Annotated in this window: 27 protein-coding genes and 1 pseudogene; 10 read left to right on the forward strand and 18 right to left on the reverse strand. The window is 67.1% G+C overall.

What is annotated here, in order from left to right; genetic code table 11:
* Window positions 1-91 precede the first annotated feature (91 nt).
* The 7 genes and pseudogenes from M8I34_RS26055 to M8I34_RS26085 form a co-directional block, all read right to left on the reverse strand.
* Window positions 92-574 carry a DUF1877 family protein gene (locus tag M8I34_RS26055; RefSeq protein ID WP_250053140.1) on the reverse strand — a complete coding sequence of 161 codons (483 nt, stop codon included), beginning with the start codon at window positions 572-574 and terminating at the stop codon, window positions 92-94.
* 141 nt (window positions 575-715) lie between these two features.
* Complete coding sequence (locus tag M8I34_RS26060) at window positions 716-1,210, reverse strand: hypothetical protein (RefSeq protein WP_244418963.1); 495 nt, start codon at window positions 1,208-1,210, stop codon at window positions 716-718.
* A 170-nt stretch (window positions 1,211-1,380) separates the two neighbouring features.
* The gene (locus M8I34_RS26065; protein WP_250053150.1) at window positions 1,381-1,611 is read right to left on the reverse strand and encodes a hypothetical protein; all 231 of its coding nucleotides are present in this window, start codon (window positions 1,609-1,611) and stop codon (window positions 1,381-1,383) included.
* 356 nt (window positions 1,612-1,967) lie between these two features.
* Entirely contained in the window at window positions 1,968-2,492 is a 525-nt protein-coding gene (locus M8I34_RS26070) for a hypothetical protein (RefSeq protein ID WP_250053152.1), read from the reverse strand.
* Between the two features lie 169 nt (window positions 2,493-2,661).
* Window positions 2,662-2,934, reverse strand: coding sequence for a hypothetical protein (locus tag M8I34_RS26075; RefSeq protein ID WP_250053154.1), 273 nt, complete (start codon window positions 2,932-2,934; stop codon window positions 2,662-2,664).
* A complete protein-coding gene (locus M8I34_RS26080) occupies window positions 2,931-3,284 on the reverse strand; it encodes a DUF6247 family protein (protein ID WP_244420237.1) in 354 nt (117 codons plus the stop codon). The genes M8I34_RS26075 and M8I34_RS26080 overlap by 4 nt, the downstream gene beginning before the upstream one ends.
* 203 nt (window positions 3,285-3,487) lie before the next feature.
* Window positions 3,488-3,586, reverse strand: a pseudogene (locus M8I34_RS26085) (peptide-methionine (S)-S-oxide reductase); the annotation flags it as partial.
* A 43-nt stretch (window positions 3,587-3,629) separates the two neighbouring features.
* Between M8I34_RS26085 and M8I34_RS26090 the strand changes: the two are divergent.
* A complete protein-coding gene (locus tag M8I34_RS26090) occupies window positions 3,630-5,117 on the forward strand; it encodes a recombinase family protein (RefSeq protein WP_250053156.1) in 1,488 nt (495 codons plus the stop codon).
* A 207-nt stretch (window positions 5,118-5,324) separates the two neighbouring features.
* On the opposite strand, the gene M8I34_RS26095 is transcribed toward M8I34_RS26090, so the two are convergent.
* From M8I34_RS26095 to M8I34_RS26110, 4 genes are all read right to left on the reverse strand, one after another.
* A complete protein-coding gene (locus M8I34_RS26095) occupies window positions 5,325-6,752 on the reverse strand; it encodes a replication initiator (RefSeq protein WP_250053158.1) in 1,428 nt (475 codons plus the stop codon).
* A 271-nt stretch (window positions 6,753-7,023) separates the two neighbouring features.
* Window positions 7,024-7,218, reverse strand: coding sequence for a hypothetical protein (locus M8I34_RS26100; RefSeq protein WP_250053160.1), 195 nt, complete (start codon window positions 7,216-7,218; stop codon window positions 7,024-7,026).
* Entirely contained in the window at window positions 7,215-8,516 is a 1,302-nt protein-coding gene (locus M8I34_RS26105; RefSeq protein WP_250053162.1) for an FtsK/SpoIIIE domain-containing protein, read from the reverse strand. Before M8I34_RS26105 ends, M8I34_RS26100 begins: the two co-directional genes overlap by 4 nt.
* The gene (locus tag M8I34_RS26110) at window positions 8,516-8,878 is read right to left on the reverse strand and encodes a hypothetical protein (RefSeq protein WP_250053164.1); all 363 of its coding nucleotides are present in this window, start codon (window positions 8,876-8,878) and stop codon (window positions 8,516-8,518) included. Before M8I34_RS26110 ends, M8I34_RS26105 begins: the two co-directional genes overlap by 1 nt.
* Window positions 8,879-9,043: 165 nt before the next feature.
* Between M8I34_RS26110 and M8I34_RS26115 the strand changes: the two genes are divergently transcribed.
* The 3 genes from M8I34_RS26115 (at window position 9,044) to M8I34_RS26125 (ending at window position 13,163) form a co-directional block, all read left to right on the forward strand.
* Window positions 9,044-9,817 carry a GntR family transcriptional regulator gene (locus tag M8I34_RS26115; protein ID WP_250053166.1) on the forward strand — a complete coding sequence of 258 codons (774 nt, stop codon included), beginning with the start codon at window positions 9,044-9,046 and terminating at the stop codon, window positions 9,815-9,817.
* A 360-nt stretch (window positions 9,818-10,177) separates the two neighbouring features.
* A complete protein-coding gene (locus M8I34_RS26120; RefSeq protein ID WP_250053168.1) occupies window positions 10,178-10,597 on the forward strand; it encodes a hypothetical protein in 420 nt (139 codons plus the stop codon).
* A gap of 184 nt (window positions 10,598-10,781) precedes the next feature.
* Entirely contained in the window at window positions 10,782-13,163 is a 2,382-nt protein-coding gene (locus M8I34_RS26125; protein ID WP_250053171.1) for a tetratricopeptide repeat protein, read from the forward strand.
* A gap of 650 nt (window positions 13,164-13,813) precedes the next feature.
* Here the strand turns inward: M8I34_RS26125 and M8I34_RS26130 are convergent.
* The gene (locus tag M8I34_RS26130) at window positions 13,814-14,095 is read right to left on the reverse strand and encodes a hypothetical protein (protein WP_250053173.1); all 282 of its coding nucleotides are present in this window, start codon (window positions 14,093-14,095) and stop codon (window positions 13,814-13,816) included.
* 860 nt (window positions 14,096-14,955) lie between these two features.
* On the opposite strand from M8I34_RS26130, the gene M8I34_RS26140 reads away from it, so the two are divergent.
* Complete coding sequence (locus M8I34_RS26140; RefSeq protein ID WP_250053184.1) at window positions 14,956-15,699, forward strand: helix-turn-helix domain-containing protein; 744 nt, start codon at window positions 14,956-14,958, stop codon at window positions 15,697-15,699.
* Window positions 15,700-15,702: 3 nt separating this feature from the next.
* Window positions 15,703-16,173, forward strand: a complete 471-nt coding sequence (locus M8I34_RS26145; RefSeq protein WP_250053286.1) for an NUDIX domain-containing protein — start codon at window positions 15,703-15,705, stop codon at window positions 16,171-16,173.
* A 10-nt stretch (window positions 16,174-16,183) separates the two neighbouring features.
* Here M8I34_RS26145 and msrA read toward each other — a convergent pair whose 3' ends face one another.
* Together msrA and M8I34_RS26155 are read right to left on the reverse strand one after the other, a co-directional pair.
* Complete coding sequence (gene msrA, locus M8I34_RS26150; RefSeq protein ID WP_250053186.1) at window positions 16,184-16,858, reverse strand: peptide-methionine (S)-S-oxide reductase MsrA; 675 nt, start codon at window positions 16,856-16,858, stop codon at window positions 16,184-16,186.
* A 178-nt stretch (window positions 16,859-17,036) separates the two neighbouring features.
* On the reverse strand, window positions 17,037-18,200 hold the full coding sequence (locus tag M8I34_RS26155) for a hypothetical protein (RefSeq protein ID WP_244418958.1): 1,164 nt from the start codon (window positions 18,198-18,200) through the stop codon (window positions 17,037-17,039).
* 194 nt (window positions 18,201-18,394) lie between these two features.
* Here M8I34_RS26155 and M8I34_RS26160 point away from each other — a divergent pair, with 194 nt between their 5' ends.
* Complete coding sequence (locus tag M8I34_RS26160) at window positions 18,395-19,555, forward strand: cystathionine gamma-synthase (RefSeq protein WP_030981367.1); 1,161 nt, start codon at window positions 18,395-18,397, stop codon at window positions 19,553-19,555.
* Between the two features lie 26 nt (window positions 19,556-19,581).
* On the opposite strand, the gene M8I34_RS26165 is transcribed toward M8I34_RS26160, so the two are convergent.
* The 3 genes from M8I34_RS26165 to M8I34_RS26175 form a co-directional block, all read right to left on the reverse strand.
* A complete protein-coding gene (locus tag M8I34_RS26165) occupies window positions 19,582-19,830 on the reverse strand; it encodes a hypothetical protein (protein ID WP_250053188.1) in 249 nt (82 codons plus the stop codon).
* The gene (locus M8I34_RS26170) at window positions 19,827-20,357 is read right to left on the reverse strand and encodes a sigma factor-like helix-turn-helix DNA-binding protein (protein WP_250053190.1); all 531 of its coding nucleotides are present in this window, start codon (window positions 20,355-20,357) and stop codon (window positions 19,827-19,829) included. The genes M8I34_RS26165 and M8I34_RS26170 overlap by 4 nt, the downstream gene beginning before the upstream one ends.
* 382 nt (window positions 20,358-20,739) lie before the next feature.
* Window positions 20,740-21,240, reverse strand: coding sequence for a MarR family winged helix-turn-helix transcriptional regulator (locus M8I34_RS26175; RefSeq protein ID WP_030088166.1), 501 nt, complete (start codon window positions 21,238-21,240; stop codon window positions 20,740-20,742).
* A 233-nt stretch (window positions 21,241-21,473) separates the two neighbouring features.
* Between M8I34_RS26175 and ilvA the strand changes: the two genes are divergently transcribed.
* The 3 genes from ilvA to M8I34_RS26190 all read left to right on the forward strand — a co-directional run bounded on the left by ilvA (window position 21,474) and on the right by M8I34_RS26190 (window position 25,047).
* The gene (ilvA, locus tag M8I34_RS26180; protein ID WP_250053192.1) at window positions 21,474-22,745 is read left to right on the forward strand and encodes a threonine ammonia-lyase; all 1,272 of its coding nucleotides are present in this window, start codon (window positions 21,474-21,476) and stop codon (window positions 22,743-22,745) included.
* 332 nt (window positions 22,746-23,077) lie between these two features.
* Window positions 23,078-24,172, forward strand: a complete 1,095-nt coding sequence (locus M8I34_RS26185; protein WP_250053194.1) for an ATP-binding cassette domain-containing protein — start codon at window positions 23,078-23,080, stop codon at window positions 24,170-24,172.
* On the forward strand, window positions 24,169-25,047 hold the full coding sequence (locus M8I34_RS26190) for an ABC transporter permease (RefSeq protein ID WP_374210988.1): 879 nt from the start codon (window positions 24,169-24,171) through the stop codon (window positions 25,045-25,047). The genes M8I34_RS26185 and M8I34_RS26190 overlap by 4 nt, the downstream gene beginning before the upstream one ends.
* Window positions 25,048-25,193: 146 nt before the next feature.
* Here the strand turns inward: M8I34_RS26190 and greA are convergent, their stop codons facing one another.
* Window positions 25,194-25,691, reverse strand: coding sequence for a transcription elongation factor GreA (gene greA / locus M8I34_RS26195; protein WP_030088184.1), 498 nt, complete (start codon window positions 25,689-25,691; stop codon window positions 25,194-25,196).
* Window positions 25,692-25,694: the final 3 nt, after the last annotated feature.

Raw genomic sequence — 25,694 nt, forward strand, 5'->3', positions numbered from 1 at the left:
GAACTCCCTGACACGCAGTGAGCTTCCGATGTGACGCCTGCCTCACATCGGAAAAAGTGCGACGGCCGGCCGGTCGGACCGGTCCGCCCGGTCAGAAATTGAATTCCCGGATCGCCGCGGAGCCCGCGGCCGCGGCAGTGGTGAAGAAGTGCCGCAGGGTGACGAAGGCACCCTCCAGATAGCCGAGACCGTTCCCGTCCCGGTCCCAATAGCCATGCCCGGGATAGACGTCCTCCTCCAGCATCTGTTGCGGGTCGTAGTGCCCGGCCAGGTCCTCCCAGTCCACCTTCCGCAGCACCCCCGCCACGTGCTCGACGGACTCGACGTCCCAGCCGGTGTAGATCCCCTGCTCGTCGATAGTGGATCCGCCGTCCAGGATCATCACCGGAACCTCCGCGGCATCGAAGAGGTACTGAAGCCCGGCCCAGTCCCTGCCCAGAAACCCCACGAGGTCGTCGTCCTCCTCGCCTTCCTCACTGCGCTCGACGACCAACTCGTCCGCCCAGTCCGGCTCCTGCTCCGCCCGCTCCAGCTCCCCCGCCGTCACCCGCACGAACTGAATGTCCTGCCCCATGAAAATCTCCCCCTGAAATCCACTGCATTCCGCCGAATTCCGCGCAACCGCTCCCACCGCCGACGGTGTTCAGCCGATCAAGGCGTACGCGGAGGTGCCGCAGCCGCGCAGCACGCCGGGCGCTACGACCGCGGCAAGTGTTCACCGCCGCCGCACCAACTGCGAGCCGTCTATGAAGAGATCGGAACGCGCCGCGATGTGCAAGGCGTTCAGCGCCTCGATGACGAGCATGCTCAACTCCGGCCGCTGGTCGACAGCTTCCTGCACAGGCCCGCGCGCACACTTCAACAGGTCCCAGGTGCGCTGGTTGACCGTGTTGGCCGCCTCGATAGCCGCATCGTTGCTCAGCAGGACGAGCCCCTCGAAGAGGAGGGACCGCCTCGCCTCTGCCGCATCCATCTCAGCAAGCGCCTCCGCCGGGCTCTCGCCTCGCTCACCGGCCTCAACGGCTCGCCTCGCCGTCCGCACCTCTTCCTTGATGCACGACGTGTACTCGATATAGGTGTCCAGCTTCCGCTCGTCCCACCGTGTGGCCAACGTCCGCCGGAACTTGGCACGTTCGGCCATGCTGGTGGCGAAGAAGGACGTGAGAGCGCCCACCAGGACGCCGATGAGAGTAATGATCTGGCCAGCCATACGGATCAAGCTAACGGCTCCAGAAGCCACGCAGGCATCCCGCCGCCGCCCCAGCCCTCATGCACTACCGACTGCTGCACGGGGCACCGGATTCGAGTTTCGGCACCACGAAACCGCCCTGAAAGTAGGGTGGTTCGCTGTTGATTCTGTCGAGCGCTCTTTCGTGGTGGTCAGTGGATGACCACGCCGGGAACGAGGGCGACCAGCCCGGAGACGAAGCTGCCGATTCCCGCGAGGGTGACGATGGTGGCCTTTCCGTCCGAGAACAGTCCTGAGCAGAAGGCCCGGATTTGGCGGCGGACGACCAGCATCTTGAGCTTCTGCCAGCGGTGTTGCCGGATGTGGCAGCCCAGGAGGAGCCCTGATGCGTTGTTGCGGCAGCCGTCCTCGCGCCCTCTCACCGGAGCACCGCATGTCACTGGTGCCTGGAATGCGCACCAGAGCAGGACGACGGCTGATAGTGCGATCACCACTGCTGGCCCTGCTGCCTTGTTGACCCAGGCCGCGATCAGTAGGGCGCCGGCCAGGGCTCCCCACCACTGCCCCAAGCCGCCAAGGTTGCTGCTTCTTGCCCCCGAATTCGCCATGCCTTGAATCGTGGCGATCTGCGGGCCGGGGCATGCTTGGGGTGCGTCTCTTGGCCGAAATGGATCTCAGGACGGCTGAGAGTCGGTGGCCGACGCAACGCGTGGCGTGACGCCGTCCGGCAGGGTCTGAAAGCTCCGTGTAGCCCACTCCCGGCGGCGGGGCAGTCGGGCTACTCCGCAACTCGTTCGTCCGGCAGAAGGCGGCCACGCAGATCCCGGGCGGGGTGCTTCCTGTGCACGTCTTCTCCTGGGCCGGGCTGATGCGACTGCCAGTTGAAGGCGAAGCGGTTGGCGGCACGGTCGAACGAGATGCCGACGGCGACTTCGGGGATGCTGAACTCTCTCCGTGACCAGTCGATGATGGCTCCGGCCAGCCCCTCCGCCTGGAACTCGGTTTCGGGGAACAACACGCGGTGCACGGTGACCAGCGTGTGCCGGCCTCGGGGCTGCGCTGCCTCGATCGCCTCTGCTGCAAGGCTCAATCCGTGCCGCAGCCAGCAGGCTTCATCCGGGGTGAGGCGCAGCCCTGAGTGGTCGGTGGGGGGATGTTCCAGGACAGGCGTGGCGTCCAGCCAGATCCGGTTGCTGATCCGGTCGGCGCTGCGCGGGGGAGCTGCCACCGACGCCGACCCTGCCGTGAGGTCGATGGCGATGCCCCCGGCGGGGCCGAGCACTCGGTAAACGGCCGTGCGCATCAGCTGTCAGTCATCCCTCGGCGCCCTCTACGTCAGTCGTCAGTCGTCCGTCGGAAGCCGGTGTCACGCCCACCGTGCAGCTCACGCCCGTCCCTACGGGTCTCGCGTGCCAAGTAACCCCAGGCGCCAGGCGCCAGGCGCCGCGCGCAAGCTGCTTCAGCCGTGACGGCTACAGCGCGTCGAACGGTGGCATGATGCGGACGATGGCGATCAGCTGGGCGCGCGGTGCCGCGAGGAAGTAGAACCAGCCGCCGGCGGCGTCCATGCGGCGCAGACCTCCCGGTCGGGGACCGTTGCCGAAATCGCTGACGTCGATGCCTGTACTTGCAAGGTCTACGAGCTGGCCGGCCAGACGTTCCACTTCCGCCACCACGTGACCGGGGATGCCGCCCGCCACATGGTCGTGGTCGGGGTCGTACTCCCAGCGCCAGTCAGCGCTCACCGGGCCGGTAGGCCGATGGCGGAGTGGGCTTCGTCCAGGATCCGGCCGATCTCGGAGGCGGCCTGCCGTGCCTGAGCCGCGTCGCCCGATGCGGCAGCGTTCTCCCACCGACGGAGGTCCGCTGCCGCGTCGGGCCGACGCTGGATGTGGACATAGGCGGCCCACTGGGCGATGAACCGCTGGAGCGGTGCCAGGTCGGAGCCCTGCCGGGACTGGTCGGCCGCTTGGTCCAGCTCCCGTGTGAAGGCCGGCAGCGCCGCGGGCGCGATCTGACTGATGGCCTGCCGCAGTGCGGCAACCGTGGCAGGGGGCTGGGGAATGAGTGGCTGCCCAGCGGCGGAGGTGGTCATGGCTGCTCCCATGGGCGTGATTCTGATCCCGTGCGCCAGCCTATCCGGCACAAGTGCTCTGCCTCCGCTCGAACGAGTGAGGCGGAGGCAGTGTGGCTACCGGCGCCTGGACCGGCTCGGCGGGAGCGTTCTACTGCTCCGTGACTTCCGGCGCCGGCGCGATCCCCGTCGAGAGCGCCCCTACCTGGGCTGACGAGACCGAGTCAGTCCCCAGCCGGAGCCACCCCGACCGGGCAGCTCACGCCCGTCCCGCCGATGCCGCAGTACCCCGTCGGGTTCTTGTCGAGGTACTGCTGGTGGTACGTACTCTCTTCATGCAGTATTTCACGGACGACAGGGGGTGGCATGACCAACGACGCTCAGTTAGTGCCGGTGGTGGCCTACGCGCGGATCTCCGCAGACCTGGCCAGGGATGGCCACGGCGTCGACGACCAGCACAAGGTGAATGACGCGACGGCGGCAACGCTGGGACTGAAGATCGTTCACTACTACACGGACAACGACCTTTCCGCAGCCAAGGCCGGCCTTGTGCGGCCCGACTTCGAGGCCATGCTGAGGACGCTCAAGGTTGGGCACCTTCCGGACGGACAACCGGTGCGCGGCGCGATCGTCGTGGCGGACGATCGGCTGGTGAGGCGTGTCGGTGACTATGAGCGTTTCGTGGACGCCCTGACCTACGAGGACGGGCGGGTGTACGCGGACGCCAAGGGGCTCAAGGACCTCTACAACGAAGACGTCGAGTCCATGGGGCTCTTCGGTGTGGTCATCGCGAAGGCAGAGGTCCGCAAGATCAAGCGGCGTACGCGTCGCTCGCACCGGCGGCGTGCGGAGGAGGGGATCCCGGTTGGTGGGAAACGGCCCTTCGGATGGCAGGACGACAAGCTGACGCTTGAGCCTGAAGAGGCACAGCACCTCGCACAGGCCGCACGAGATGTGATCGCCCGAAAGTCCCTCCACTCCATTCTTGCCGCGTGGCGAGAGCAAGGGGTACGGACTGTCCACGGCAACGAATGGCAGAGCCGGTCGCTCAAGCTCGCACTGTGGAACCCTCGTCTGTGTGGCTGGCGTAAGCACAATGGGGAGTTGGTGCGAGACGCTGATGGTGTCCCCGTCATGGGTAAATGGGAAGCGGTTATCACCCCGAAAGAATGGATGGCTATCGATGCCATCTTTTCCGCGCGGACTGGTCCCAACATCAAGGCGGACGGTACGGTCACGGACTACCGCACTCCTTCGCATCTCTTGACCGGAATTCTTCGGTGCGGGAAGCCGAAGGGTGACGGGCAGATCTGTAACGCTCCTTTGCGGGTGAGCACCAGGCCGGACCTGTCAGGCGGATATGTCTACCAGTGCCAGAGCAGGTCCATGGGGGGCTGCGGTGGCAGTGCACGGAACGGCGCCAAGGTCGACGAGTACGTTACGGAAGCGGTCCTGGCGAAGCTGGAGGAACGCACTGCTGCCAAGAGCCAAGTGAGCTCTGAGTGGACCAGGCAGGAAGAGCTCGATCGCCTGATGGCCAAGCAGCGGAAGATGTTGCAGGCGTGGCAGGAGGACCAGGTCTCGGACGAGCTCTTCTTTCCTGAGAACCACAAGATGGAATCTCGTATCAAGGAACTCCGCAAGGAGCGCACTCAGCATGCCTTGCAGGTTCAGCGCGCTTCAGTGGTCACGGAGAACATCCGGGAGCAGTGGTACTCGGGAAAGCTGGACATGGCCCAGAAGCGTGCTCTCATCCGGGAAGCCCTGCATGCCGTGATCGTTCTTCCAGTCGGCGGAGGAGGAAGGCGTCCGTTCAACCCTGATCTTCTTGTCCCCAAGTGGACTGAAAGCTAGGGTAGATACGGCGAAGAGGGGCGCGAAAGTTGCGCCCCTCTTTGTCTGTTCACGGTGTTCTTTCTGGGTCGTGGTTCCCTCTCGATCGATGGCCTCTTCGTTCTTCCTCCAAGAGATCAACTCCGAGGATTCTGGAAATGCGACGCCAGCGTTCCTCACTCCACGCGGGAGCATTGGCCGCTTGCCTTTTTCCCCACTCGCGAGCGCTTAGGCAGGGCACGTCACTCCTCCCCGTCGCTCGTGCAATTCGTGCTCTGCTTCTTCCCTTGCTATTTCTCGGTTTCGGGAGAGGTCTTCGGCGATTCCTGCGGCGAGTAGCGCGGCGCCGGGTGTGTGACCGGAGCCGACGTAGCGCCAGTGGGCAGCCGTGATCGCGTCGGTGTCGTCGAGTTGAGTTCCGCCACGTTCGTGGTCGGCTCTCTCTGCCCGCAGTGCGGTGTACGTGGTGGAGTACGCGCGAGACTTGGTGAGGATGTGGCCTCGGTAGCCGAGCGTGTGAGCCCAAGCGCGCAGCCGGAGCGGTTCGAGTTCGGGAAGGCCGCCCAGGTGCCAGCAGGCCCGTATGAGGGTGCGTACGTGTGCTGACACGGGGGCTGCTGCGATGTCGTCTGGGCTCGCGATCCGGTAATCGAGGCCGGCGGATGTGTCCGTGGCGCCCTTGGTCACGTACTTGGCTACGTAGGCAGCAACCGCGTCGTCGGCCAGGCCCTCGCGGTCGCCGAAGGCGCGGAGCGGCCGGGCGTCGAGTTGGGTGCCCCAACGCAGCTCGTGTTCCCCCACAGCCGAGCTATACGGGGTGCGTAGGCGTACGGCCGCCGCAGCGGTGCGTACCACGGACGAGAGCACGTCCGCCGTCGCCCAGGCCGGGGGAGGATCGTCCGTTCCGTGTGCGCCGTCGAGGCGTACCACCGCGTGGACGTGGACGGCTGCACGCTTCTGGTACTCGGCGACTTTGGCGTAGGAGATGCGAAGGCTGCGGCGCAGACTGGTACGGGTGCGGCCGGTGCGGGCGGCGAGGTGGTTGTAGAGGTTGTCGGTGAATGCCTTCCACAGCCGTCCGGCGTTCGCGTGCCATAGGACGTGCGCTGGGTAGTCGTAGCAGTCGGGGCACAGCGGTTGCCCGTTGGGCGGGTCAGCCAGGTCGTGGACGGCCGGACAGCCGAGGGACCGGCCGTGCTCACACCGGCCCGCGTCCCGGCGCGGCCGGCATCGTCGACGGTCCGTGGTGGCGTGATGGACGGGGCCGAAGCCGGGCGCCGTGAGCGTGATGAACAGTCGGGGCCGGGCGCGCACATCAGCGGTGACGGTCTTGCCGCCGACGAGTCCGGCTCGCACGAGATGGAAGGTGTCGCCGGCATGGAGGCGGGAGCAGGGAGCGCAGACAGTTTGGCGCCGGTTGCGGCAGCGGATCAGGAGCCGTTCGCCAGGTTCGTCGCGGGTGTCGTAGCGGTGCAGGACCTCGCCGGTTGCAGCATCGCGGGTGGTCGTGGAGCCGGTGAAGTGGATCGGGTGGGCACAGCCACCGGTAGCTGTTAGTTGTTCCAACCAGCGGCCGAATCGGGGCTCTTGAACGAGGCGGATCAGGTCTTGGTCAACTTCGGAGAGCTGACGCAGACGCGCCGAGCGGTCGAGCACGGCGCGTCTGTCAGCCGAGGGGTTCTCGGTGGGGATGGTGGGGACCTTCCGGGGTGGGCCGCCGTGGCGGCGCGGATGGATGGGGTTTGGTCGGATGAGTCCATGGCGATCACTCCCTGTGGGGTGGTGTGTGGTTCAGCGGATGGTGCCGGTGCCTCGGCAGCAGCGGCAGCGCCGCCTGTGGCCTGTGCGGGTCTTGGCGGAGCGCTCGCCCTTGCAGACGGGGCAGCGCACTCGGCGCATGGGCATCGTTCGGGTTCCTCCCTGGTCTCTAGGTGTGGCTGACGCCGGTCAGGAACCAGTGCACAAGGCCGTTCGCAGCGAAGATGAACGGCGTCTGGCCGAGGTACATGCCGAACAGGGCGATCAACACGGCCTCCCACCACCGCACCTCGCGGGAGCGGACGAGAAGCACCGTGGCCAGCCCGAAGACCAGCAACAGCGGAAGAGCTGCCGATTCGCTCATGCGCCCGCACCGCCTTCCACCGCGCTCGCCAGGCACGGCACGTACGGAGTCAGGTCCGCGAACTGCTCTGCCGCCTCTTGCACTTCGGCGGACGTGGTGAGCCGGGAGCGGCTGCGCATCCAGGCACCCATATCGCCGACGGTCACCGCGACGCCCTGTTCTGCCTCCCCGATCGACTGGGTGACCGCCACGGCGACCTTGTTGAGGTCACCGAGCGCCATCTCCGCCGTACCGGGATCGTTGACGCGATGGCAGATCCGTCCGCTCAGCTGGGCACGCAGGGCTGTGACTCCAGGCCCGAGATCGGAGCCGACGCGTTGGCCGGCCACGACCAGGTGGACGCCGAGGGCCGCGCCGAGCTGCGCCAGCCGCAGGAGGTAGGTCGAGCACTGCTCGGCCTCTGCCCGCTGTTCTTTGCCGCCGTTGGTCAGGTAGAGCTCTGCCAGCTCATCGACGATCACGACCACCGGCACTGGCCGTTCCTTCTCCGTCAGGTCCCAGATCGACCGGGCGCCCGCCGCACGGCACAGCCGCATGCGGTCCTGCATGTCGGTGACCAGCGCGCCCAGGACGATGACGGCTTCCGCACGGCAGGTGGCCAGGGCGGAGAGCCGCTGGGCGACCAGGCCGAGTTCCATGCCGCCCTTGCAGTCGATGCCGACCAGGGCGACCGGTTGCGGGGCGAGTTGGGTGATCAGCCGTGCGATAAGCGTCGACTTGCCGGACTGGGTTGCCCCGACGATGAGCCAGTGCGGCACCCGCCGGAAGTCCATCACCCACGCAAGACCGCTCTCCAGCGCACCGACCACCGCCGACAGAAGCGCCGCAGGCTCCGGCCCAGCAGGGCGGCCGGGATGCTCCAGCGGATCGCTGGCCGTGGCCGTGATCAGTACGACGCCGCGTTCCGGCGAGACGACGCGTACAGCGTGCATCCGCCAGGCGTGCGCAAGGGCATCGGACGCTGCCAGGAACGGGGCCGGGGTCTGCCCGGCACGTAAGCGCACCAGGAGCTCCAGACCGTTCGGGGTGGAGCGGGGAAACGAGATCCGCGGGGCACGGGGACGAAGCGGATCACCCTTGACCGCCAGATCCCCCAGAACCCGACGCGTGGGCTTGCGGGAGACGGTGAGGCCGTTGAGGTAGGCCACCTTGGACCAGGTGAACACCACGCGCAGAGCAGTGCGGGGGTAGCCCGTGAGGTACCAGTGCCACTCCGGCCGACGCTGCCGCAACTCCCTGCTGACCACCAGGAGCCACGCCAGTAACGCGAGGGCGAACGCGAGCAGAGTCGGCCTCATCACGCACCACCCGCCTTCCCGTTGGACGCTGCGGCCGGTGCGCCGGCGGTGGGTACGGGGGTGATGGCTGCGGCGCGGAAGCTGATTCCGTGCCGGTCGCCCATGGCCCAGGCGAAGGCATCGAGGCCGGTCACGCGTACTTCCGCGCCCTCGACGACGCCTTTGGGCTCTCCGGTGACAGCGATCTCGATCACCGAGACCCGGCGCCCCTCTTGGCGGACCGTCACGGCGACGGAGTAGATGGTGTTGCCGTCCCGGTCCTTCTTGACCTCCTTGGTTTCGAAATCCGCGATCTTCGGTTCAGGCCCGACCGCGCACCGCAGTACGCCCAGCCGGGAGGTGTCCACAGGGATGGACTGCATGGGTGGGGCCTCCTTGGCCACTCAGACGCCAAGACATCACATGACGTCACTCGTGCTTACGAGTTGAGAGTGGCATGGGTTGACCGAAGAAGGCAAGCACTTATGCTTACGAGTGACGTCATCTCACGTCAGGACCGCACACACAGGTGATGAGGAGAGCCCGGCATGGGAGAGATCCAGCGTCCCGGCGCGCTGTACCAGCAGGTTGCCGCCGAGATCCGCAGCGGCATCACCGCAGGCGAGTACAAGCCCGGAGCCCCACTCCCCTCCGAATCCCAGCTCATCGACCGCTACCAGGTCAGCCGCCCCACCGTGCGCAAGGCCATCGCCGCACTCCGCGCGGAAGGACTCATCGAGGTCATCCACGGCAAAGGCAGCTACGTCCGAGCCGTCCCCGCCCCCGCGGTCACCATCGAGCGGACCATCACCCGCAGCGGCAAGACCTTCCACACCGGCCACCGGGCATGGCATGAAGTCGAGGCGCCGACCGTCTACCGCACCACGACCACAGCAACCACCGGCCCACTCCTCGGACTCCCCGAAGGCGAAGCCCTGTTCGCCGTCGACCGGCTCCTGGCCGACCCCCACACCGAGACCCGCGCACTGCACCGCGTGCTCATCCCGTTCGCCACCGCGGCCAACGAGGCCGAACAGCTCGGCGAAGCCCCGGACACCGAACCGGAGCAGATCTACGCCATCCTCACCGCAGCCGGCCACAAACTCACCTGGGACGAGACCGTCAGCGCCCGCATGCCCCTGCCCGACGAACGCGCCGCACTGCAAATCCCCGACGCGACCCCGATCGTCCACGCCACCCGCATCACCCGCGGCACCGACCAACGCCCGCTGATCCTCGAAGAACTCCGCGCCGGCGCCGACCGCACCCAACTCGCCTACCGCATCACCGCCAACAGCCCTCGTACACTCCACGCCGTCTGAGCCCACGCACCGGCCAACTGTCGAAAACTGTCTTCACTTACTCAAGGCGGCTCGCTCCGCTCCCCGCGCACGGCCCGGCCCCCGGCCGGACCTGCGCTCCTGTCTCCGCCCCGCTTCAGCCCGGCCGGCGTCCGTGCCGCGCACCCAGCAGTCAACCGCCCATGCCAGAGAAGGGGTACGTCGCGGACGGGAGCCCCCGGCGCCCTCTGACCCGAAGTCCACGCCGAGCAAATCTGGCAAGCCACCACAGCCCACCCACTCCACCTCGGGGAGCTCGTGACTCGGCAGATAGCCAGAACTGGTGGTGCGAGTAGGCAACAACTGGTAGACCAGGAACGATAGAGGCTACAAGGGGGGCGTATGAGTGAGCTTGAGGTCCTTCAGTTGGCAGCACCTGCTGCGCAGGTGCTTGTTTCATGCATGGTTACAGACGCGTGGCTAGCCGCTAAGGAAAGGTTCGCCCGCCTTCTAGGCCGTGGCAATGAGGAGCATGCAAGCGCGATCGACGCCGATCTAGAAGAAGCACGTAGCGCCGTAGTTGATGGTGATCCCAACAGTACTGTAGTTACTGAAGTGTGGAGAGCCCGGTTCCGGCAAGCGCTTCTAGCCAATCCTGAAATGGCTGGCGAATTGCGTGATCTCCTAGCTGAGATCGAAACCCCGAACGCGCAAAGTCGAACTGTGCATCAAAGTATCGTAGCGCGAGATCACGCCGTCGCATTTCAGCAGGGTTCTGGAACGCAGAACTACTACGGTCAATCAGATGCCAATGACAAGTGAATCCGTAAACCGAGGGTTGAGTAGTGGACTAGGAAAATCAATCCACGCTCATGACCATGCGACGTCCTTTCAGCAGGAGCATGGCGTACAGGTCTACGTTGGCGCTGGAGGCGGAGAGAGTATCGCAGCCGCGATCACCCATGCTCGTCTTTCCAGTTTAAGTTTTTGGCCGCTCGTCGAGGAGGTGTCTGACCCCGTCAGGTGGGGTGTTCATCCTGCACCAGCGCGGCACCAGATAAGGCATGTCGAGTACGTAAACCGCGACATAGACACGGAATTCCTAGAGGCTCTCAAGCCGGGGCGCTTCATCTTGCTAATCGGAGATTCCACGGCAGGGAAGTCCAGGACGGCATTCGAAGCAGCCCAACGCCTTCTGGGTGACTACCGGGTCCTAATGCCTTTCGACGGTAATGAGGCCGGAATTGCTCATGAGTTGGTACAGCATGACTCTAGGGTGCTTCTATGGCTCGATGACCTGGACGTTTTTCTTGCTCCACCGGCGATTTCCGTCCGCGTAATTGACGAGATTCAGAACAGAAATGGGATCGTTCTCGCAACCCTACGAGCTGAGCGATTCAACGAGTTGTCTCTTCGTGAAGAACGGTCCGCATTCGATACCGAGCGCCTTTTGGTTCGGAATGCACGTCAGATCATGAGCAGAGCTGAAAAGTTCTTTCTTGATCGTCGATGGTCGCAGCGGGAAATCAGTCAGGCTGACATCAGTTCCGATCCCCGACTCAAAAATGCAGTAGACCACGCAGACGAATATGGGGTAGCAGAATATCTGGCTGCAGGCCCTCAGCTTTATGATGAATGGCGTAATGCGTGGTCCCCGGGAGGTCACCCGCGCGCAGCGGCGTTGGTTTCTGCTGCAATTGACTTCAAGCGTGCAGGGATCAACAAGCCTGTTGGAATCGGAGTCTTGATCTCTGCTCACGAGCACTACTTGCAAGAAAAGGGAGGAATGCGTCTCCGTCCGGAGAAGTTCGAAGAAGCCATCTCGTGGGCCACTTCCCCTCTTCATGCGACCACTAGCCTACTCGTCCCTTACGAAGCGGGCACTTATAAAGCGTTTGACTATCTGGTGGATAAGATTGCAAATTCGGAGACTGTCACCGAGATTCCTGACGTCGTGTGGGATGAAGTCCTCACCGGGAAACTAGAATTTGATTTCCGCACTGTGGGCGAGTACGCCGCAAAAGCAGGCCGAACAGACCTTGCAGAGAGAGCGTATCGACTTGCGGAAGGGGCGGACCCGCAGGGGCAGGACGCTTTCCGGCTTGGTTACGTATTTTTGACAGCCGGCAACTACGACCAGGCCGTGAACTGGTATACAAAGTCTGCGGAGAATGGAAACATTCGCGCTCTCGCAAATCTAGGGTACGTTCATGCGAGGAAGCGCGACTACCAAGGGGCGGAAAGATATTTCGGCGAAGCTGCCCAAAAGGGCGACGAAAAGGCCGCCCTGGGACTTGCCACACTCCTCCTCAAGCAGCAAAGGCTTGACGAAGCTGATGCATGGTGCTCCGTCGCGGAGGAGAAGGGGATTATCGATGCTCGCGTTTTGCGAGCCGATATTTATGTGGCCAGAGGAGATATCGATCTAGCTGAGCCCATCTACTTGGAAATGCGAGAGAGGTTTCCGCACAAGGTGGCGACGGGTCTTGGTCTAGTGAATCTGGAAAGGGAAAAGTACAGGGAAGCTATCTCTCAATTCGAAACAGCTCTCAAGGGAGGCGATCACGCGGCGCTGATTAGCATGGCCCGGTGCTATTCGGAGATGAAGGACTACGAGGAAGCGGCGTCGGTTACCAGGCGCTACATGAATGAGCACCCAGAGGACTCAACCGGTTACTTCAACCTCGCCTTCTATCTCCAGAGAGTTGGCAACTTTGAGGAGGCGGAATTTTATTATCGCAAGGCGGTTGACCTGGGCGATGTAAAGGCAATGATGAATCTGGCTAATTTGCTGTCGGATGGTGAGCGTACGGAGGAAGCAGAAGAGCTTTACTGTGCCGCAATAAAGAAGGGTGATTCCAAGGCTCCCCGCGGTTTGGCGCACCTATATCGAGTAACAGGGCGTTTCTCCAAAGCGATCAGCATTCTTCGCAGTCTCATCCGCGAAGGGAGCGCAGCCGCTTTCAAGGAGATGGGGCGTGTGCAAGAGGATCTGGGTAGAACTAATCTGGCTATCCTCTGGCTACAGAAAGCGGTGGACTTGGGAGACACGAATGCCGGAATCCGTCTAGGATATATTTACGAGAGACGTGGTGAATCGAAGAGGGCGACACCTTATTACAGGATTGCCGCAGAAGCGGGAGATGCTCACGCCTATCTACATCTGGGCATGATCTTCGAACAGCGTCGCGACATAGAGAAGGCGAAAGAGCTGTACCAGCAAGCCTTTGTTCATGAGGACTTCGAGGCGGCGTCGAGACTCGGCAGGCTGTGCCTGCGTCAGCACGACTGGCAGTCGGCAAAAGATTGGTTCCTGAAGGGAGCCGAAAAGGGGGATGAAGAGTCCAGGAAGATACTTATGAGAATAACTGGAAGTGATGACCGCTGACTTGTTAGCTGCGGCCAGTCAGCCCCACGCTTGAACGCACCAGATTGGGCAGGCAACAGCGGGGAGTCACGCGTGATGTCAGCCTCGCCCTACAAAAGCACCTTCCTTCTTCGTTCGCCCAGGTCAGCGCCCTGGCCAACCGTGACGATCGCAGCTTCCCCACGATGAAGCCTCACGCCGTCGTCACGGGCCGGCCCGTGCAACTTGCTGTCAGCGATGACAGGCCCCGATAGCCTGGCTGAGGCCGGTGGGGGTGTAGCGAGACACACGCGCGCCTGGTCGGCCGACGCATCCGCCGCCGTGGCTGACTTTCGTCGGCTGAGGTTCGTGCCACGACCGTGCAAGATGCAGCGGTCGGTCACGGTCAACAAGGGGGTCCTCGGTCGAGTTTGAGGCGCCTCACCAGGTAGGGAGCCCCTGATCACCGGCATGACCTCCCAGCCTGTCTCCTAAGGCGGTGGGCGGCACGTGCCAGATGCGTGCCAGGTTGGCCGGTCAACCACGGCTAACTACGGGGCCTGGAGGTACGAAACCGCGTTGCCGACCGACGGAGATGACGCGTGGTGTGACCACCGCAGAAGCCCTGTAGGCCATCACCAGGCCTACATAGCAGCGAACGTCAAGGCGGCGCAACGTCGTAGTAACTCGCGCTAAGCGCCAGCCTTTCGCCACCTGAGCGCTTCTTCTCGTGCTGCGTTGGCCAGTGCTAGCGCGGCCTCCACAGGAAGCGACAGCCGGAGTACTCCCGAGCCGTCAGTTGTTGTCGATGCCGTCGACATGACCTCGGTCGTGTCGATGCCCGCCTCATCCATCGCGCCCTTCAGCTCCGTCGCAGCGTCCACCGCGCTCCGCCAGCCGGCCACGTAGTCCACGCCGCGTACCCACATCCAGCCGTCCGGTTCCAGAGCCTCTTCGTCGAAGTTCGGGTCCATCGGATCGTGCTGCACAGAACGTCACTCCCAGGAGCAGTAGTTGATTACCTGGGGATGTCCACCCGCCGGTCAACAGGCATGACAGCGGCCCCAGTACCATCGGCACTGGGGTCCGCGAGGGCTCCGGACCGGACCACCCCGGATGCTGTCCAGGCGAGGGGTGGTCCGGTCTCACATGTCTTGGGTCAGCCGTTGTCAGGGGTGCTGATGACGACAAGCGGCACGACTATCGCCGCCCAGAAGGCCACGATTAGAGCGCTGAATAATCGCTGTCTCACAGGCACTCACCGTCCGTTGGCGTCATGCGCCAGAACCGTGTGACGGTCTCGCGGTACCCGCGGTGCGAGGGGTGCTGACCGGTATGCGAGAAGGCCCAGTCACGTGCCGTCTCGAATTCTTCCGAGGGCTCTGCTGCGGCGTCGCAGGACATGCACTCCAACTCGTGCACCATCTCGGGAGCCTCCGGAGCGGTTTCCGGCCCCATCGTCCATCTGAGATAGCGAAAGACTGACCTGGTCACAGCCCGCTCCTGCTGTGAGCGTTGCGTTCTGCCACGCGCGAGCTCAGGTCGTCACAGGAACCGAGCGGACGCAGATCCTCCGGTCGTGCGTCCCATTCGATCCCGCCTTGGGGCGGCCGCAGTTGTACGTGCGGCCCCTCAAAGTCCATGACCCGGCCGACTCGGCCGCTCCTGGTGTCCAGCGTCAAAGTGCCCACCGCAGGGGCTTTCTTGTCGCTCATGCAAGGAGGATCACGGCGATGCCCAGGACGTAGGAACCTCACCCAAAACCCATTTTGGGACGTCCCGGAGGAGGTAGAACGTCCCTAGCAACGTCCCAACTTCCAGGGAGAGACTGCGGATGCCGAACGAGAGACTTCGAGCCGCTATGGCAGCCGGAGGGTGGACCCATGCCACTCTCGCAGCGAGGGCTCAGGTGGACCCCAAGTCCGTTGAGCGATGGGTCAACTTGGGCCGGATCCCGCGACGGGCGACGGCCCTGCTGGCGGCTGAGACGTTAGGAGAAGACGTGCATGCACTTTGGCCGGCGCTCAGGCAAGCACGCTCTGCCCGCGCCGTAAGCTCCGAGCTGGTCGCGTTGTACGACCAGCGGGCGGACGTTCCCGTATCCACGTTCACGGACATGCTGGCGGAGGCCCGCGAGAACATCGACGTACTCGTCTACGCGGCGGTCTTCCTACACGAAGGGTTTCCACGCCTGAACGATCTGCTTCGTGAGCGCGCCGCCGAAGGGTGCTCCGTACGCATCGCGTTGGGTGATGCGGAGAGCGAGAACGTGCGGCAGCGCGGCGAGGAGGAACGGTTCGGGCACGGCATCGAATCGCGTTGCCAGCTCGCCCTCATGCACTACCGGCCGCTCCTTGGGGTACCCGGAGTCGAGATCAGGACCCACGGAACCACGCTGTACAACTCCATCTACCGGGCGGACGATCAACTGCTGGCTAATGCCCATGTCTGGGGCGTGAACGCCTATGGGGCACCGGTATGGCACCTTCGTCGCAACCGGGATGGTGGAATCTTCGACACCTACGCCCAAAGCTTCGACGCGGTCTGGACGGCGGCGAAGCCTGTACCCGAGGAGTGAACCCTGTCGCGTACCGAGTACTACGACGATCCTGATGCCCCCGAGCCCAACAGCCTCGTCGTTGCCGCTTCAGCAGTGGTGACCGACGCCGAGGGCCGCATCTTGCTCCAGCGGCGCCGGGACAACGACCTCTGGGCCCTGCCCGGCGGTGGCATGGAGATGACCGACTCCCTCCCCGGCACCGCAGTCCGGGAGGTCAAGGAGGAGACCGGGCTGGATGTGGAGATCACGGGGCTGGTGGGGACGTACACCGATCCCCGTCACGTGATCGCCTATACGGACGGGGAGGTACGCCGGCAGTTCAACGTGTGCTTCACGGCACGCGTCGTCGGCGGGCAGCTTGCCATCTCGGACGAGTCGACGGAGCTGCGGTTCATCTACCCCGACGACATCGGGGATCTCCCGATGCACCACACGCAGCAGCTCCGTATCCAGCACTTTCTGGAGCATCGGGAGCGCCCCTACCTGGGGTGACGAGAGCCAGTCAGTCCCCGGCCGGAGCCACGCCCACCGGGCAGCTCACGCCCGTCCCGCCGATGCCGCAGTACCCGTTCGGGTTTTTGCTGCTTGAAAGATACTGCTGGTGGTAGCCCTCTGCCGGGTAGAAGGGGCGAGTGCCGTCGGCGGGGAGGATTTCGGTGGTGATGTCGGCGTAGCCGGAGTTCTGGAGGACGGTGCGGTAGGCGTCGCGGGAGGCTTCGGCGGCCTGTTGCTGGGCGGGGGAGTGGGTGTAGATGGCGGAGCGGTACTGGGTGCCGGCGTCGTTGCCCTGGCGGAAGCCCTGGGTCGGGTCGTGCGACTCCCAGAAGAGCTTCAGCAGGGCCGTGTACGGGATCACGGCGGGGTCGTAGACGACGCGGACGGCCTCGGTGTGGCCGGTGTGCCCGCTGCACACCTCTTCGTAGGTGGGGTGCGGGGTGTGGCCGCCCTGGTAGCCGACGAGGGTGGTCCAGACGCCCTTGGCCTGCCAGAACTTCCGCTCGGCGCCCCAGAAGCAGCCCAGGCCGAAGTCGGCGATCTCCAGGCCGTCCGGGTACGGGCCCAGCAGCGGGTTGCCGAGGACGGTGTGCCGGTCGGGGACGGCGAAGGGCCGCTCGGGGCGGCCTTCGAGGGCTTCGTCCGGCGTGGGGAGGTGGGTCTTGAAGCGGGAGAAGAGCATCCGGATCAGGCTCCTGGGGCTGGGGCGAGCGATGTGGCGCCGACGTGGCAGCAGTGTCCTAGTGCGCTCAACGCTGGCGGGGTGGGGGGTATTCCGGCCCGAGCCGCAACCGAAGCCGCCACCGGAGGAAGCCGAAGCCGCCCCCGGGCGAGTGAGCCAAGATTTCCGGCCAGGGCGGTTACTGTCCCGGCGGCGGAAAGCCCGCCGAGTTGCCGCCGCCGAGCTGTTCCCAGCCCGCGATGGCCAGGGCGCGGTAGGCGGCGTACTCGGCGGCGGGGCTGCGGCCGTACGACCAGGGGACGGCGCCGACATGGCCGTCGACCTGGCGGAGTTGCTCCATGGCCTCCGGGTAGCGCTCGGCGCGGACCAGGAACCAGACCAGGAGATGGCGGACGTGCGGGGCCATGGGGTGGTCGGCGGGGGCCTCGCGGAGGGCGAAGTGGGCGCCTTCTATGGCGCGCTCGACGACGGCGCTCTGGTAGAGGCTGCGGACCATGTTGGCCTCGGGGAGGTGCTCGTAGACCGCGAAGAGGGGGAGGGCCGGGAGGAGGGTCTTGGCCGGGGCGGCGGCCGCCGAGCGCTCGGCGAAGGCCTCGGCCTCCTGGCGGGAGCCGTGCCACTTCTGCGACCAGTACGGGAGCGCGGCGAGATGCGCGCCCATGTGCTGCGGAGCGCGCTGGGCGACCTTGGACCACAGCTCTTCGTAGTCGGCGGGGCGGTCGCCCAGGCCGCGGGCGACGGCCAGCTCCGTGATGTACGGGATCGGGCTGCCGGGCGCCAGCAGGGCCGCCTCCCGGCAGACCGTACGGGCCTCCTCGAGGATCATGCGGAAGTCCTCCGAGCCCGGGTCGCGCAGCGCCTGGACGACGAGGAACTGGGCGTGCGTCTGGGCGCCGCCGGGGTCCTTGGGGGCCTCCGAGCGCCAGGTGCGCAGCCAGATCCCGCCGGTCCGCCCGCCGTCGCCGTACCCCGGCGCCGTACCGCGCCGCTGCTGCTCCGTCGCCTCTTCCGCGGCCAGCTCGAACGCGGCGGCGCCGGCCAGCGTCTGCACCCGCTGCCAGCGGCGCTCCCAGTCGTCGCCGGTGGACTTCAGCAGCGCGGCGGCCGGTCGCCAGTCGTGCGTCCGGCGCATCTCGGCGAGCGCCTCGGCGAGTTCCTGGTCGGGGCCGGGCAGTCGTACGTCGAGCTCCTCCAGCGGTACGAAGCCGTAGCCGGCCATCGGGTCGGAGGCCACCACCATGCCCTGCCGGGTGTGCTGCCCGGCCCGCCGGCGCCGCATCCAGGGCAGGAAGACGAAGCCGCCGAGCGTGAGCGCGGCGAGAAGAACCAGCAGAGCGTCCATGTGGGGTGTCCTGTACCTGTAACGGCTGCCTGTAACGGTGCGGGGCGAAGGCGTGGCGGGAGGAGCGCGGTGGGTGGAGGGCGGCGGATGGGGTGCGCGGGGAACCTGTGTGTGGTCCCTCGTATGTATCCACTATCCAGCCAACCAGAAAGTTCCGAAAAGTTCGGTCGCGAGGCCGACTACCCTCGGACGGCATGAGCGATCAGCGCGAACCACGCCACCAGCATTTTGAAACCGTTGCCATCCACGCAGGTCAGGAGCCCGACGAGGCCACCGGCGCGGTGGTACCGCCCATCTATCAGGTATCCACTTACAAGCAGGATGGGGTCGGCGGGCTCCGCGGCGGCTACGAGTACAGCCGCAGCGCCAACCCGACCCGTACCGCCCTGGAGGAGAACCTCGCGGCGCTCGACGGCGGCCGCCGCGGCCTCGCCTTCGCCTCCGGCCTCGCCGCCGAGGACTGCCTGCTGCGCACCCTGCTGACCCCCGGCGACCACGTCGTCATCCCCAATGACGCCTACGGCGGGACGTTCCGTCTCATCTCGAAGGTCGTCGAGCGCTGGGGTGTGGAATGGTCGGTGGCCGACACCTCCGACCCGAAGGCCGTACGCGACGCGCTGCGGCCCCGTACGAAGGCGATCTGGGTGGAGACGCCCAGCAACCCGCTGCTCGGCATCAGCGACATCTCGGCGCTGGCCGGTGTCGCGCATGACGCCGGGATCAAGCTCGTTGTCGACAACACCTTTGCCAGCCCCTACCTTCAGCAGCCGCTCGCTCTCGGTGCGGACGTGGTGGTCTACTCCACGACCAAGTACATGGGCGGGCATTCGGATGTGGTCGGCGGCGCCCTTGTCGTCAACGACGACGCCCTCGGCGAGGAACTCGCCTACCACCAGAACGCGATGGGGGCGGTCGCCGGACCGTTCGACGCCTGGCTGGTGATGCGCGGCATCAAGACGCTGGCCGTCCGCATGGACCGGCACAGCGCCAACGCGGCACGCATCGCGGACCTGCTCACCTCCCACAACAAGGTGACCCGCGTCTACTACCCGGGGCTGGCCGAGCACCAGGGCCACGAGATCGCCGCCAAGCAGATGCGGTCCTTCGGTGGCATGGTGTCGTTCCAGGTCGCGGGCGGCGAGCAGGCGGCGGTGGAGGTCTGCAACCGGACCAAGCTGTTCACCCTCGGTGAGTCGCTGGGCGGCGTCGAGTCGCTGATCGAGCACCCGGGGCTGATGACGCACGCCTCGACGGCCGGTTCGCTGCTGGAGGTCCCCAACGACCTCGTGCGCCTCTCGGTCGGCATCGAGTCCGTCGACGACCTGCTGGCCGACCTCGCGCAGGCACTGGGCTGACGGACCGGTCCCGCCGGCCCTGCCGTTCACCACCCCTCCACGGGAGGGGTGGTGTGGGCCGGCGGGAGCAGCCAGGGATGCTGCACGGCCGCCCAGGTCAGCGCCGCCAGGGCGAGCAGCGCCAGCAGCCAGCCGAGGCGGCGCAGCAGCCTGCGGTGCGCCAGGAGACGGCGGCCGCGGGCGGTGGCCCGTTCGGCGAGATCGGGCGGGACGAGCGGATGCGGCCCGGCCAGCATCCGCCGCACCTCGGCCTCCTTGCGGTCGGGGAGGCTCATGGGGCCGCCGGTCCGGGCGCGGAGTCCTGGGCCGGGCCGGATTCCGGTGCCGGCGCGGGGCGGTGTGCCGCGGAGGGCTGCGGCCCGGGGCGGTGGCTGCGCATCTCCGCGACCGCGCGCAGGCACAGGGCGTGCACCCGCTCGGCGGGCAGGCCGAGTTGAGCCGCGGTCTGCTCCTCGGCCACGCCCTCGTACAACCGTAGGACGAGCACCAGACGCTCCTGCGGGGACAGCCGGTCCAGAAGTCCGCCGCGCGGCCGGCGGTGGCGCCAGGCGGTGTGCGCGAAGTGGGCGGCCATCTCCCGGCGGGTGCGCTCGTACGGATCGTCGCCGCGCAGCCGGTCCCAGACGGCGTACGTCCGCGAGAGCGCGCAGGTCAGCAACTCTTCGGCGGCCGGCGCGGGCCCGGAAGCGGGCTCGCCGGTCAGCAGGGTGGCGGTGTGCAGCAGCCGGCCTGCCGCGCCGGCCACGAACAGCGTGAACTCCCGGGCGTGGCGGCGCTCCTGCGCCGGTCGCCGCTCTCGCACCGCGCCTCCCGGATGACGGACACCCGACCCTGGGCTCCTAATAGCACGGCAGCGCGGCCACGTGGTCAAGAGGCGTGACGGGGGCGGCAGTCCGCGGGGTGCGGGAGAGGCGTGACGGGGGCGGCGGCCCGTGGGCAGGGGGCCGGAGGCGCGGCGGCAGGCATGCGGTGACGGCGTGCGACGGGTGCGGCGGCAGGCGTGCGGTCACGGCGCGTACGGGTGCGGCAGCCCGCCGGGCTGCGGTCGTCCCGCGTTCGTCGGCCTGCGGTCGTCCCGCGTCCGCCGGGTCAGTTCTTGCGGCGCGCGGGCGTCGGGGCGGCGGACTCGCCGGCAGTCGGGACGGCGGACTCGCCGACAGCCGGGATGCCGGACCGGCCGGCAGTCAGGACGTCGGACCCACCGGCGTCAACGACGCGGTGATGTCGGAGAGGGAGGCGTTGAAGCGCGTCAGCAGCGTGGTGAACGCCGTGCGCTCCTCCTCCGACCACTGCTCGGTCACCAGGGCCATCAGCGCGCGGCGGGACGTGCGCACCTCCTCCAGGCGGGCGCGGCCGCGCTCGGAGAGCTGGAGCACCACGGCCCGGCCGTCCTCCGGGTGGGTGGCGCGGCTGACCAGACCGGAGTCGACCAGCGGGGCGACCTGCCGGGTGACCGTCGAGGAGTCGATGCCCATACCGGCGGCCAGGGCCTTGACGCCCATCGGGCCTTCCTGGTCCAGGCGGTTGAGCAGCAGGTAGGCGGCGCGGTCCATGGAATTGCGCGCCTGCCCGACGCCGCCGAGCCGGCTCTGTTCTGCGCGGCGGGCGAAGACGGCCACTTGGTGTTGCAGCGCGTCGAGGAGAGCGGGGTCGGTGTGGGTCGTCATGTCCGAAGAGGTGGGCATGGCCGGGAGCTCGCTTCGATGGAAGTGCGTATGGATGGGAGGACAGCGTACGCGGACCCGGCGCGGAGCGTACCTGGGCTGTCCATTCCGATAACGCCCCGTAACCCCCGGGCGGCCGTACGGGACTCCGCCGCGGCACCGCCGCCGCACCGCCGTCCGCCGCTTCCGACGCGGCCCTGATCGCCATTCGGGCAGAAAAGGCCCCGCGGTGGGCAAACTGCAAGACTGGCGATATGGCCGACCACACGCCGCGTACGCCGCACGGAACCTCCGCCTCCGCACACTCCGCCGAGGGTCCGGGCGCCGCGATTACGGTCGATGACGTGCGCGCGGCGCACAAGATGCTCTCCGGTGTCTCCCGGGCCACCGCGATGGAGGGCAGCCGCTATCTGTCCGGGCTGGTCGGCGCGCCCGTTCACCTCAAGTGCGAGAACCTCCAGCGCACCGGCTCCTTCAAGATCCGTGGCGCCTACGTACGGATCGCGGGGCTGTCGGCGCAGGAGCGGGCGGCGGGTGTGGTGGCCGCCAGCGCCGGCAACCACGCGCAGGGCGTGGCGCTCGCGGCGTCGCTGCTGGGGGTGCGGTCGACGGTGTTCATGCCGGTCGGCGCCCCGTTGCCCAAGGTCGCCGCGACCCGCGAATACGGCGCCGAAGTACGGCTGCACGGCCAGGTGGTGGACGAGACGCTGGCCGCCGCCCAGGACTACGCGCGGGAGACCGGCGCGGTCTTCATCCACCCCTTCGACCACCCCGACATCATCGCCGGCCAGGGCACCGTCGGCCTGGAGATCCTCGAACAGTGCCCCGAGGTGCGGACCATCGTCATCGGGATCGGCGGCGGCGGGCTCGCCGCGGGGGTCGCGCTCGCGGTCAAGGCGCTGCGGCCGGACGTGAAGATCGTCGGGGTGCAGGCGGCGGGGGCGGCCTGCTATCCGCCGTCGCTGGCGGCCGGGCGTCCGGTGGCGATCGAGGGGCTCTCGACGATGGCGGACGGCATCAAGGTCGGGCGGCCGGGCGAGGTGACCTTCGCGATGGTCGAGCAGCTGGTGGACGAGGTCCGTACGGTCACCGAGAACAAGCTCTCCAGTGCGCTGCTGCTGTGCCTGGAGCGGGCGAAGCTGGTGGTGGAGCCGGCCGGGGCGAGCCCGGTGGCGGCGCTGCTCGCCGAACCGGAGTCCTTCGAGGGGCCGGTGGTCGCGGTGCTGTCCGGCGGCAACGTCGACCCGCTGCTGTTGCAGCGGATCCTGCGGCACGGCATGGCCGCCGGCGGGCGCTATCTCTCGCTGCGGCTGCGGCTGACGGACCGGCCGGGGGCGCTGGCGACGCTGCTCGGGGTGCTGTCGGAGGCCGATGCCAACGTGCTCGACGTCGGCCATGTGCGCACGGATCCGCAGCTCGGGCTGACCGAGGTCGAGGTGGAGCTGCATCTGGAGACGCAGGGGCCGGCGCACTGCGACGACGTGCGCGCGGCGCTGCACGAGGCCGGGTACGCCGTCGCGGAGTGAGCGCGGTACGGCAGCGGCTTCGGGCGGCCGCGGCGGGCGGTCGCGGCACGGCGTGGCGCGCAGGGGATTGCCGTAAAACGATGGGGCTCAGGGGCGCTGCGGGTATACCGTGGCGCCCTCCCCACACCCGTCGACGAACGACCGTTCCCCTTCCGTTCGTGCGCGGAAAATCGAAATATGTATCGCGATGTATCGCGTTCCGCCGTAGTATCGCCGCTGCGGGGGGCCGAGGAGTCGTGGCGTCCTGTCGCGGACAAATGCCCGCAGGGCGGGCATAAGCCGCCAAACGTAATATTCGACCTGGAACTGACCCAAGCCATGGGAGTACCCATATGCCAGGCGCCATTTACGCCGAAGGTCTGGTGAAGACCTTCGGCGACGTGAGGGCACTGGACGGCGTCGATCTCGACGTTCCCGAAGGAACCGTCCTCGGAATGCTCGGCCCCAACGGTGCCGGCAAGACCACTGCGGTACGGGTCCTGACGACCCTGCTCCGGCCCGACCGCGGCAAGGCGGTGGTCGCCGGGATCGATGTCCTCGCGCACCCCGACGAAGTGCGGCGCTCGATAGGCCTCTCCGGCCAATTCGCCGCCGTGGACGAGTACTTGACCGGCCGCGAGAACCTGATGATGGTCGGCCAGCTCTACCAGATGAGCGGGCGCGACGCCAAGCGGCGGGCCGCCGAACTCCTGGAACGCTTCCATCTCGGCGACGCCGCCGACCGCACCGCCAAGACCTACTCCGGAGGTATGCGCCGCCGGCTCGACCTCGCGGCCGCACTGGTCGTCAGCCCGCCCGTGATGTTCATGGACGAGCCGACCACCGGCCTGGACCCCCGCAACCGCCAAGGGCTGTGGGAGGTCATCCAGGAGCTGGTCGCGGGCGGTACGACCCTGCTGCTCACCACGCAGTATCTGGAGGAGGCCGACCGTCTGGCCCACGACATCTGCGTCGTCGACCACGGCAAGGTCATCGCCCGCGGCACCTCCGACCAGCTCAAGGCGCGTACCGGCGGCGAGCGCGTCGAGGTCGTGGTGCACTCCCCCGACCATCTCTCTGTCGCCGACGAGGTCCTGCGCGGCTTCGGCAAGGGCGAGGGCACGGTCGAACCGCACATCCGCAAGCTCACGGTCCCTGTCGCGGGCGGCGCCAAGCTGCTCGCCGAGGTCATCCGCGAACTGGATGTCCGCGGGGTGGAGATCGACGACATCGGGCTGCGCCGCCCGACCCTCGACGATGTGTTCATCTCGCTGACCGGGCACGCAGCGGAGGCCGGGGAAGAGAACGGCGCGGGCGGCAAGGGCGCCGTCGGCCGGCAGAAGAAGGGCGGCAAGGGCGCCGCGGGCGCCGCGCCGGGCACGACACCGGCGGCCGGAGCGGTCGACGCGGACGCGAGCGCGACGACCGACAAGGAGGGCGTGAAGTGACCACGGTGACCGAAGCGGCCGGCGACGCCCGCACCCGCACCCCGCAGCCACGGGGCGGCCTCAGCAGATCCGTACGCGACTCGCTGGTCGTCGCCAAGCGCAATCTGATCCGGATGCTGCGGATCCCCGAGGTGGTGATCTTCGGGCTGATCCAGCCGATCATGTTCGTGGTGCTGTTCACGTACGTCTTCGGTGGGTCCATCAACATCCCCGGCGCCCCGGTGGGCGACGCCCAGGCCTACCGCGAGTTCCTGATGGCCGGGATCTTCGCGCAGACCGTCACCTTCGCCACGGCGGGTGCCGGCGCGGGGATCGCCGACGACATGCACAAGGGCCTCATCGACCGCTTCCGGTCGCTGCCGATGTCCCGCGGTGCGGTGCTCACCGGCCGTACCCTCGCCGACCTCGTACAGACCGCGCTGACCCTGGTGGTGCTGGCGGTCGTCGCGCTGCTGATCGGCTGGCGTACCCACGAGAGCCTCGCCGAGGTGCTGTCCGGCTTCGCGCTGCTGCTCCTGCTGGGCTACGCCTTCTCCTGGATCGGCGCGCTCATCGGCCTGACGGTGCGGACGCCCGAGGCGGCCACCTCGGGCGGCCTGATCTGGCTCTTCCCGCTGACCTTCATCTCGAATGCGTTCGTGCCGGTCAACGGCATGCCGGCGTTCCTTCAGCACGTCGCGGAGTGGAACCCGTTCAGCGCGACGGTGGCCGCGGCCCGGGAGCTGTTCGGCAACACCATCGGCGGGGCGCCCACGTCGGTGACCGGTGCCTGGCCGATGGAACACCCGGTGCTGGCCTCGGTGATCTGGTCCGTCCTGATCATCGCGGTCTTCCGGACGCTGGCCGTCCGCAAATACCGGTCGGCCACGGCCTGAGCGGCTCACGGCCTGAGCGGCTCACGGCCTGGGCGGCTCACGGCTTGAGCGGCTCACGGCCTCGGCGGCCTGGCGGCGCAGACAGCGCGAAGCGGCCCGGAGCGTCACGCTCCGGGCCGCTTCGGCGTCGCGGGAAGCCTCGGGACTCAGCCCGTGTACGGCTTCGCGTCGAGGATCTTCACGGCGGCCTTCTTGCCGTTGGGGAGCTCGTACTCCGCCTCGGCGCCGACCTTCTTGCCGTTCACGCCGGTGCCCAGCGGCGACTGGGGGGAGTAGGTCTCGATGTCCGAGCTCGCGTACTCCCGGGAGGCCAGCAGGAACGACAGCGTGTCGTCCGGGTCCCCGTCGAACGCGATGGTGACCACCATGCCGGGAGCCACGACGCCGGTGGCGGCGGGGGCCTCGCCGACCTTCGCGGTCTGGAGCAGCTGGGTGAGCTGGCGGACGCGCAGCTCCTGCTTGCCCTGCTCCTCCTTGGCCGCGTGGTACCCGGCGTTCTCCTTCAGGTCACCTTCCTCGCGGGCCGCCGCGATCTTCTCGGTGATCTCGGCGCGTGCGGGACCAGACAGGTGCTCCAGCTCGGCCTTGAGCTGGTCATACGCCTCCTGGGTAAGCCAGGTGACGTTTTCGCTGGTCTGGGTCACAGG

The organism is Streptomyces sp. MCA2, assembly GCF_023544705.1.
Lineage (GTDB): Bacteria > Actinomycetota > Actinomycetes > Streptomycetales > Streptomycetaceae > Streptomyces > Streptomyces decoyicus.

Bases quoted from the DNA above. Each gene is read 5' to 3' on its own strand.
- M8I34_RS26090 (WP_250053156.1), top strand. From the start codon at position 3,630: ATGACCAACGACGCTCAGTTAGTGCCGGTGGTGGCCTACGCGCGGATC.
- M8I34_RS26070 (WP_250053152.1), bottom strand. From the start codon at position 2,492: ATGCGCACGGCCGTTTACCGAGTGCTCGGCCCCGCCGGGGGCATCGCC.
- M8I34_RS26140 (WP_250053184.1), top strand. From the start codon at position 14,956: ATGCCGAACGAGAGACTTCGAGCCGCTATGGCAGCCGGAGGGTGGACC.
- M8I34_RS26130 (WP_250053173.1), bottom strand. From the start codon at position 14,095: ATGGACCCGAACTTCGACGAAGAGGCTCTGGAACCGGACGGCTGGATG.
- M8I34_RS26185 (WP_250053194.1), top strand. From the start codon at position 23,078: ATGCCAGGCGCCATTTACGCCGAAGGTCTGGTGAAGACCTTCGGCGAC.
- M8I34_RS26100 (WP_250053160.1), bottom strand. From the start codon at position 7,218: ATGAGCGAATCGGCAGCTCTTCCGCTGTTGCTGGTCTTCGGGCTGGCC.
- M8I34_RS26175 (WP_030088166.1), bottom strand. From the start codon at position 21,240: ATGCCCACCTCTTCGGACATGACGACCCACACCGACCCCGCTCTCCTC.
- M8I34_RS26110 (WP_250053164.1), bottom strand. From the start codon at position 8,878: ATGCAGTCCATCCCTGTGGACACCTCCCGGCTGGGCGTACTGCGGTGC.
- M8I34_RS26120 (WP_250053168.1), top strand. From the start codon at position 10,178: ATGAGTGAGCTTGAGGTCCTTCAGTTGGCAGCACCTGCTGCGCAGGTG.
- M8I34_RS26165 (WP_250053188.1), bottom strand. From the start codon at position 19,830: ATGAGCCTCCCCGACCGCAAGGAGGCCGAGGTGCGGCGGATGCTGGCC.
- M8I34_RS26080 (WP_244420237.1), bottom strand. From the start codon at position 3,284: ATGACCACCTCCGCCGCTGGGCAGCCACTCATTCCCCAGCCCCCTGCC.
- M8I34_RS26155 (WP_244418958.1), bottom strand. From the start codon at position 18,200: ATGGACGCTCTGCTGGTTCTTCTCGCCGCGCTCACGCTCGGCGGCTTC.
- msrA (WP_250053186.1), bottom strand. From the start codon at position 16,858: ATGCTCTTCTCCCGCTTCAAGACCCACCTCCCCACGCCGGACGAAGCC.
- M8I34_RS26115 (WP_250053166.1), top strand. From the start codon at position 9,044: ATGGGAGAGATCCAGCGTCCCGGCGCGCTGTACCAGCAGGTTGCCGCC.
- M8I34_RS26060 (WP_244418963.1), bottom strand. From the start codon at position 1,210: ATGGCTGGCCAGATCATTACTCTCATCGGCGTCCTGGTGGGCGCTCTC.
- M8I34_RS26055 (WP_250053140.1), bottom strand. From the start codon at position 574: ATGGGGCAGGACATTCAGTTCGTGCGGGTGACGGCGGGGGAGCTGGAG.
- ilvA (WP_250053192.1), top strand. From the start codon at position 21,474: ATGGCCGACCACACGCCGCGTACGCCGCACGGAACCTCCGCCTCCGCA.
- M8I34_RS26160 (WP_030981367.1), top strand. From the start codon at position 18,395: ATGAGCGATCAGCGCGAACCACGCCACCAGCATTTTGAAACCGTTGCC.
- M8I34_RS26105 (WP_250053162.1), bottom strand. From the start codon at position 8,516: ATGAGGCCGACTCTGCTCGCGTTCGCCCTCGCGTTACTGGCGTGGCTC.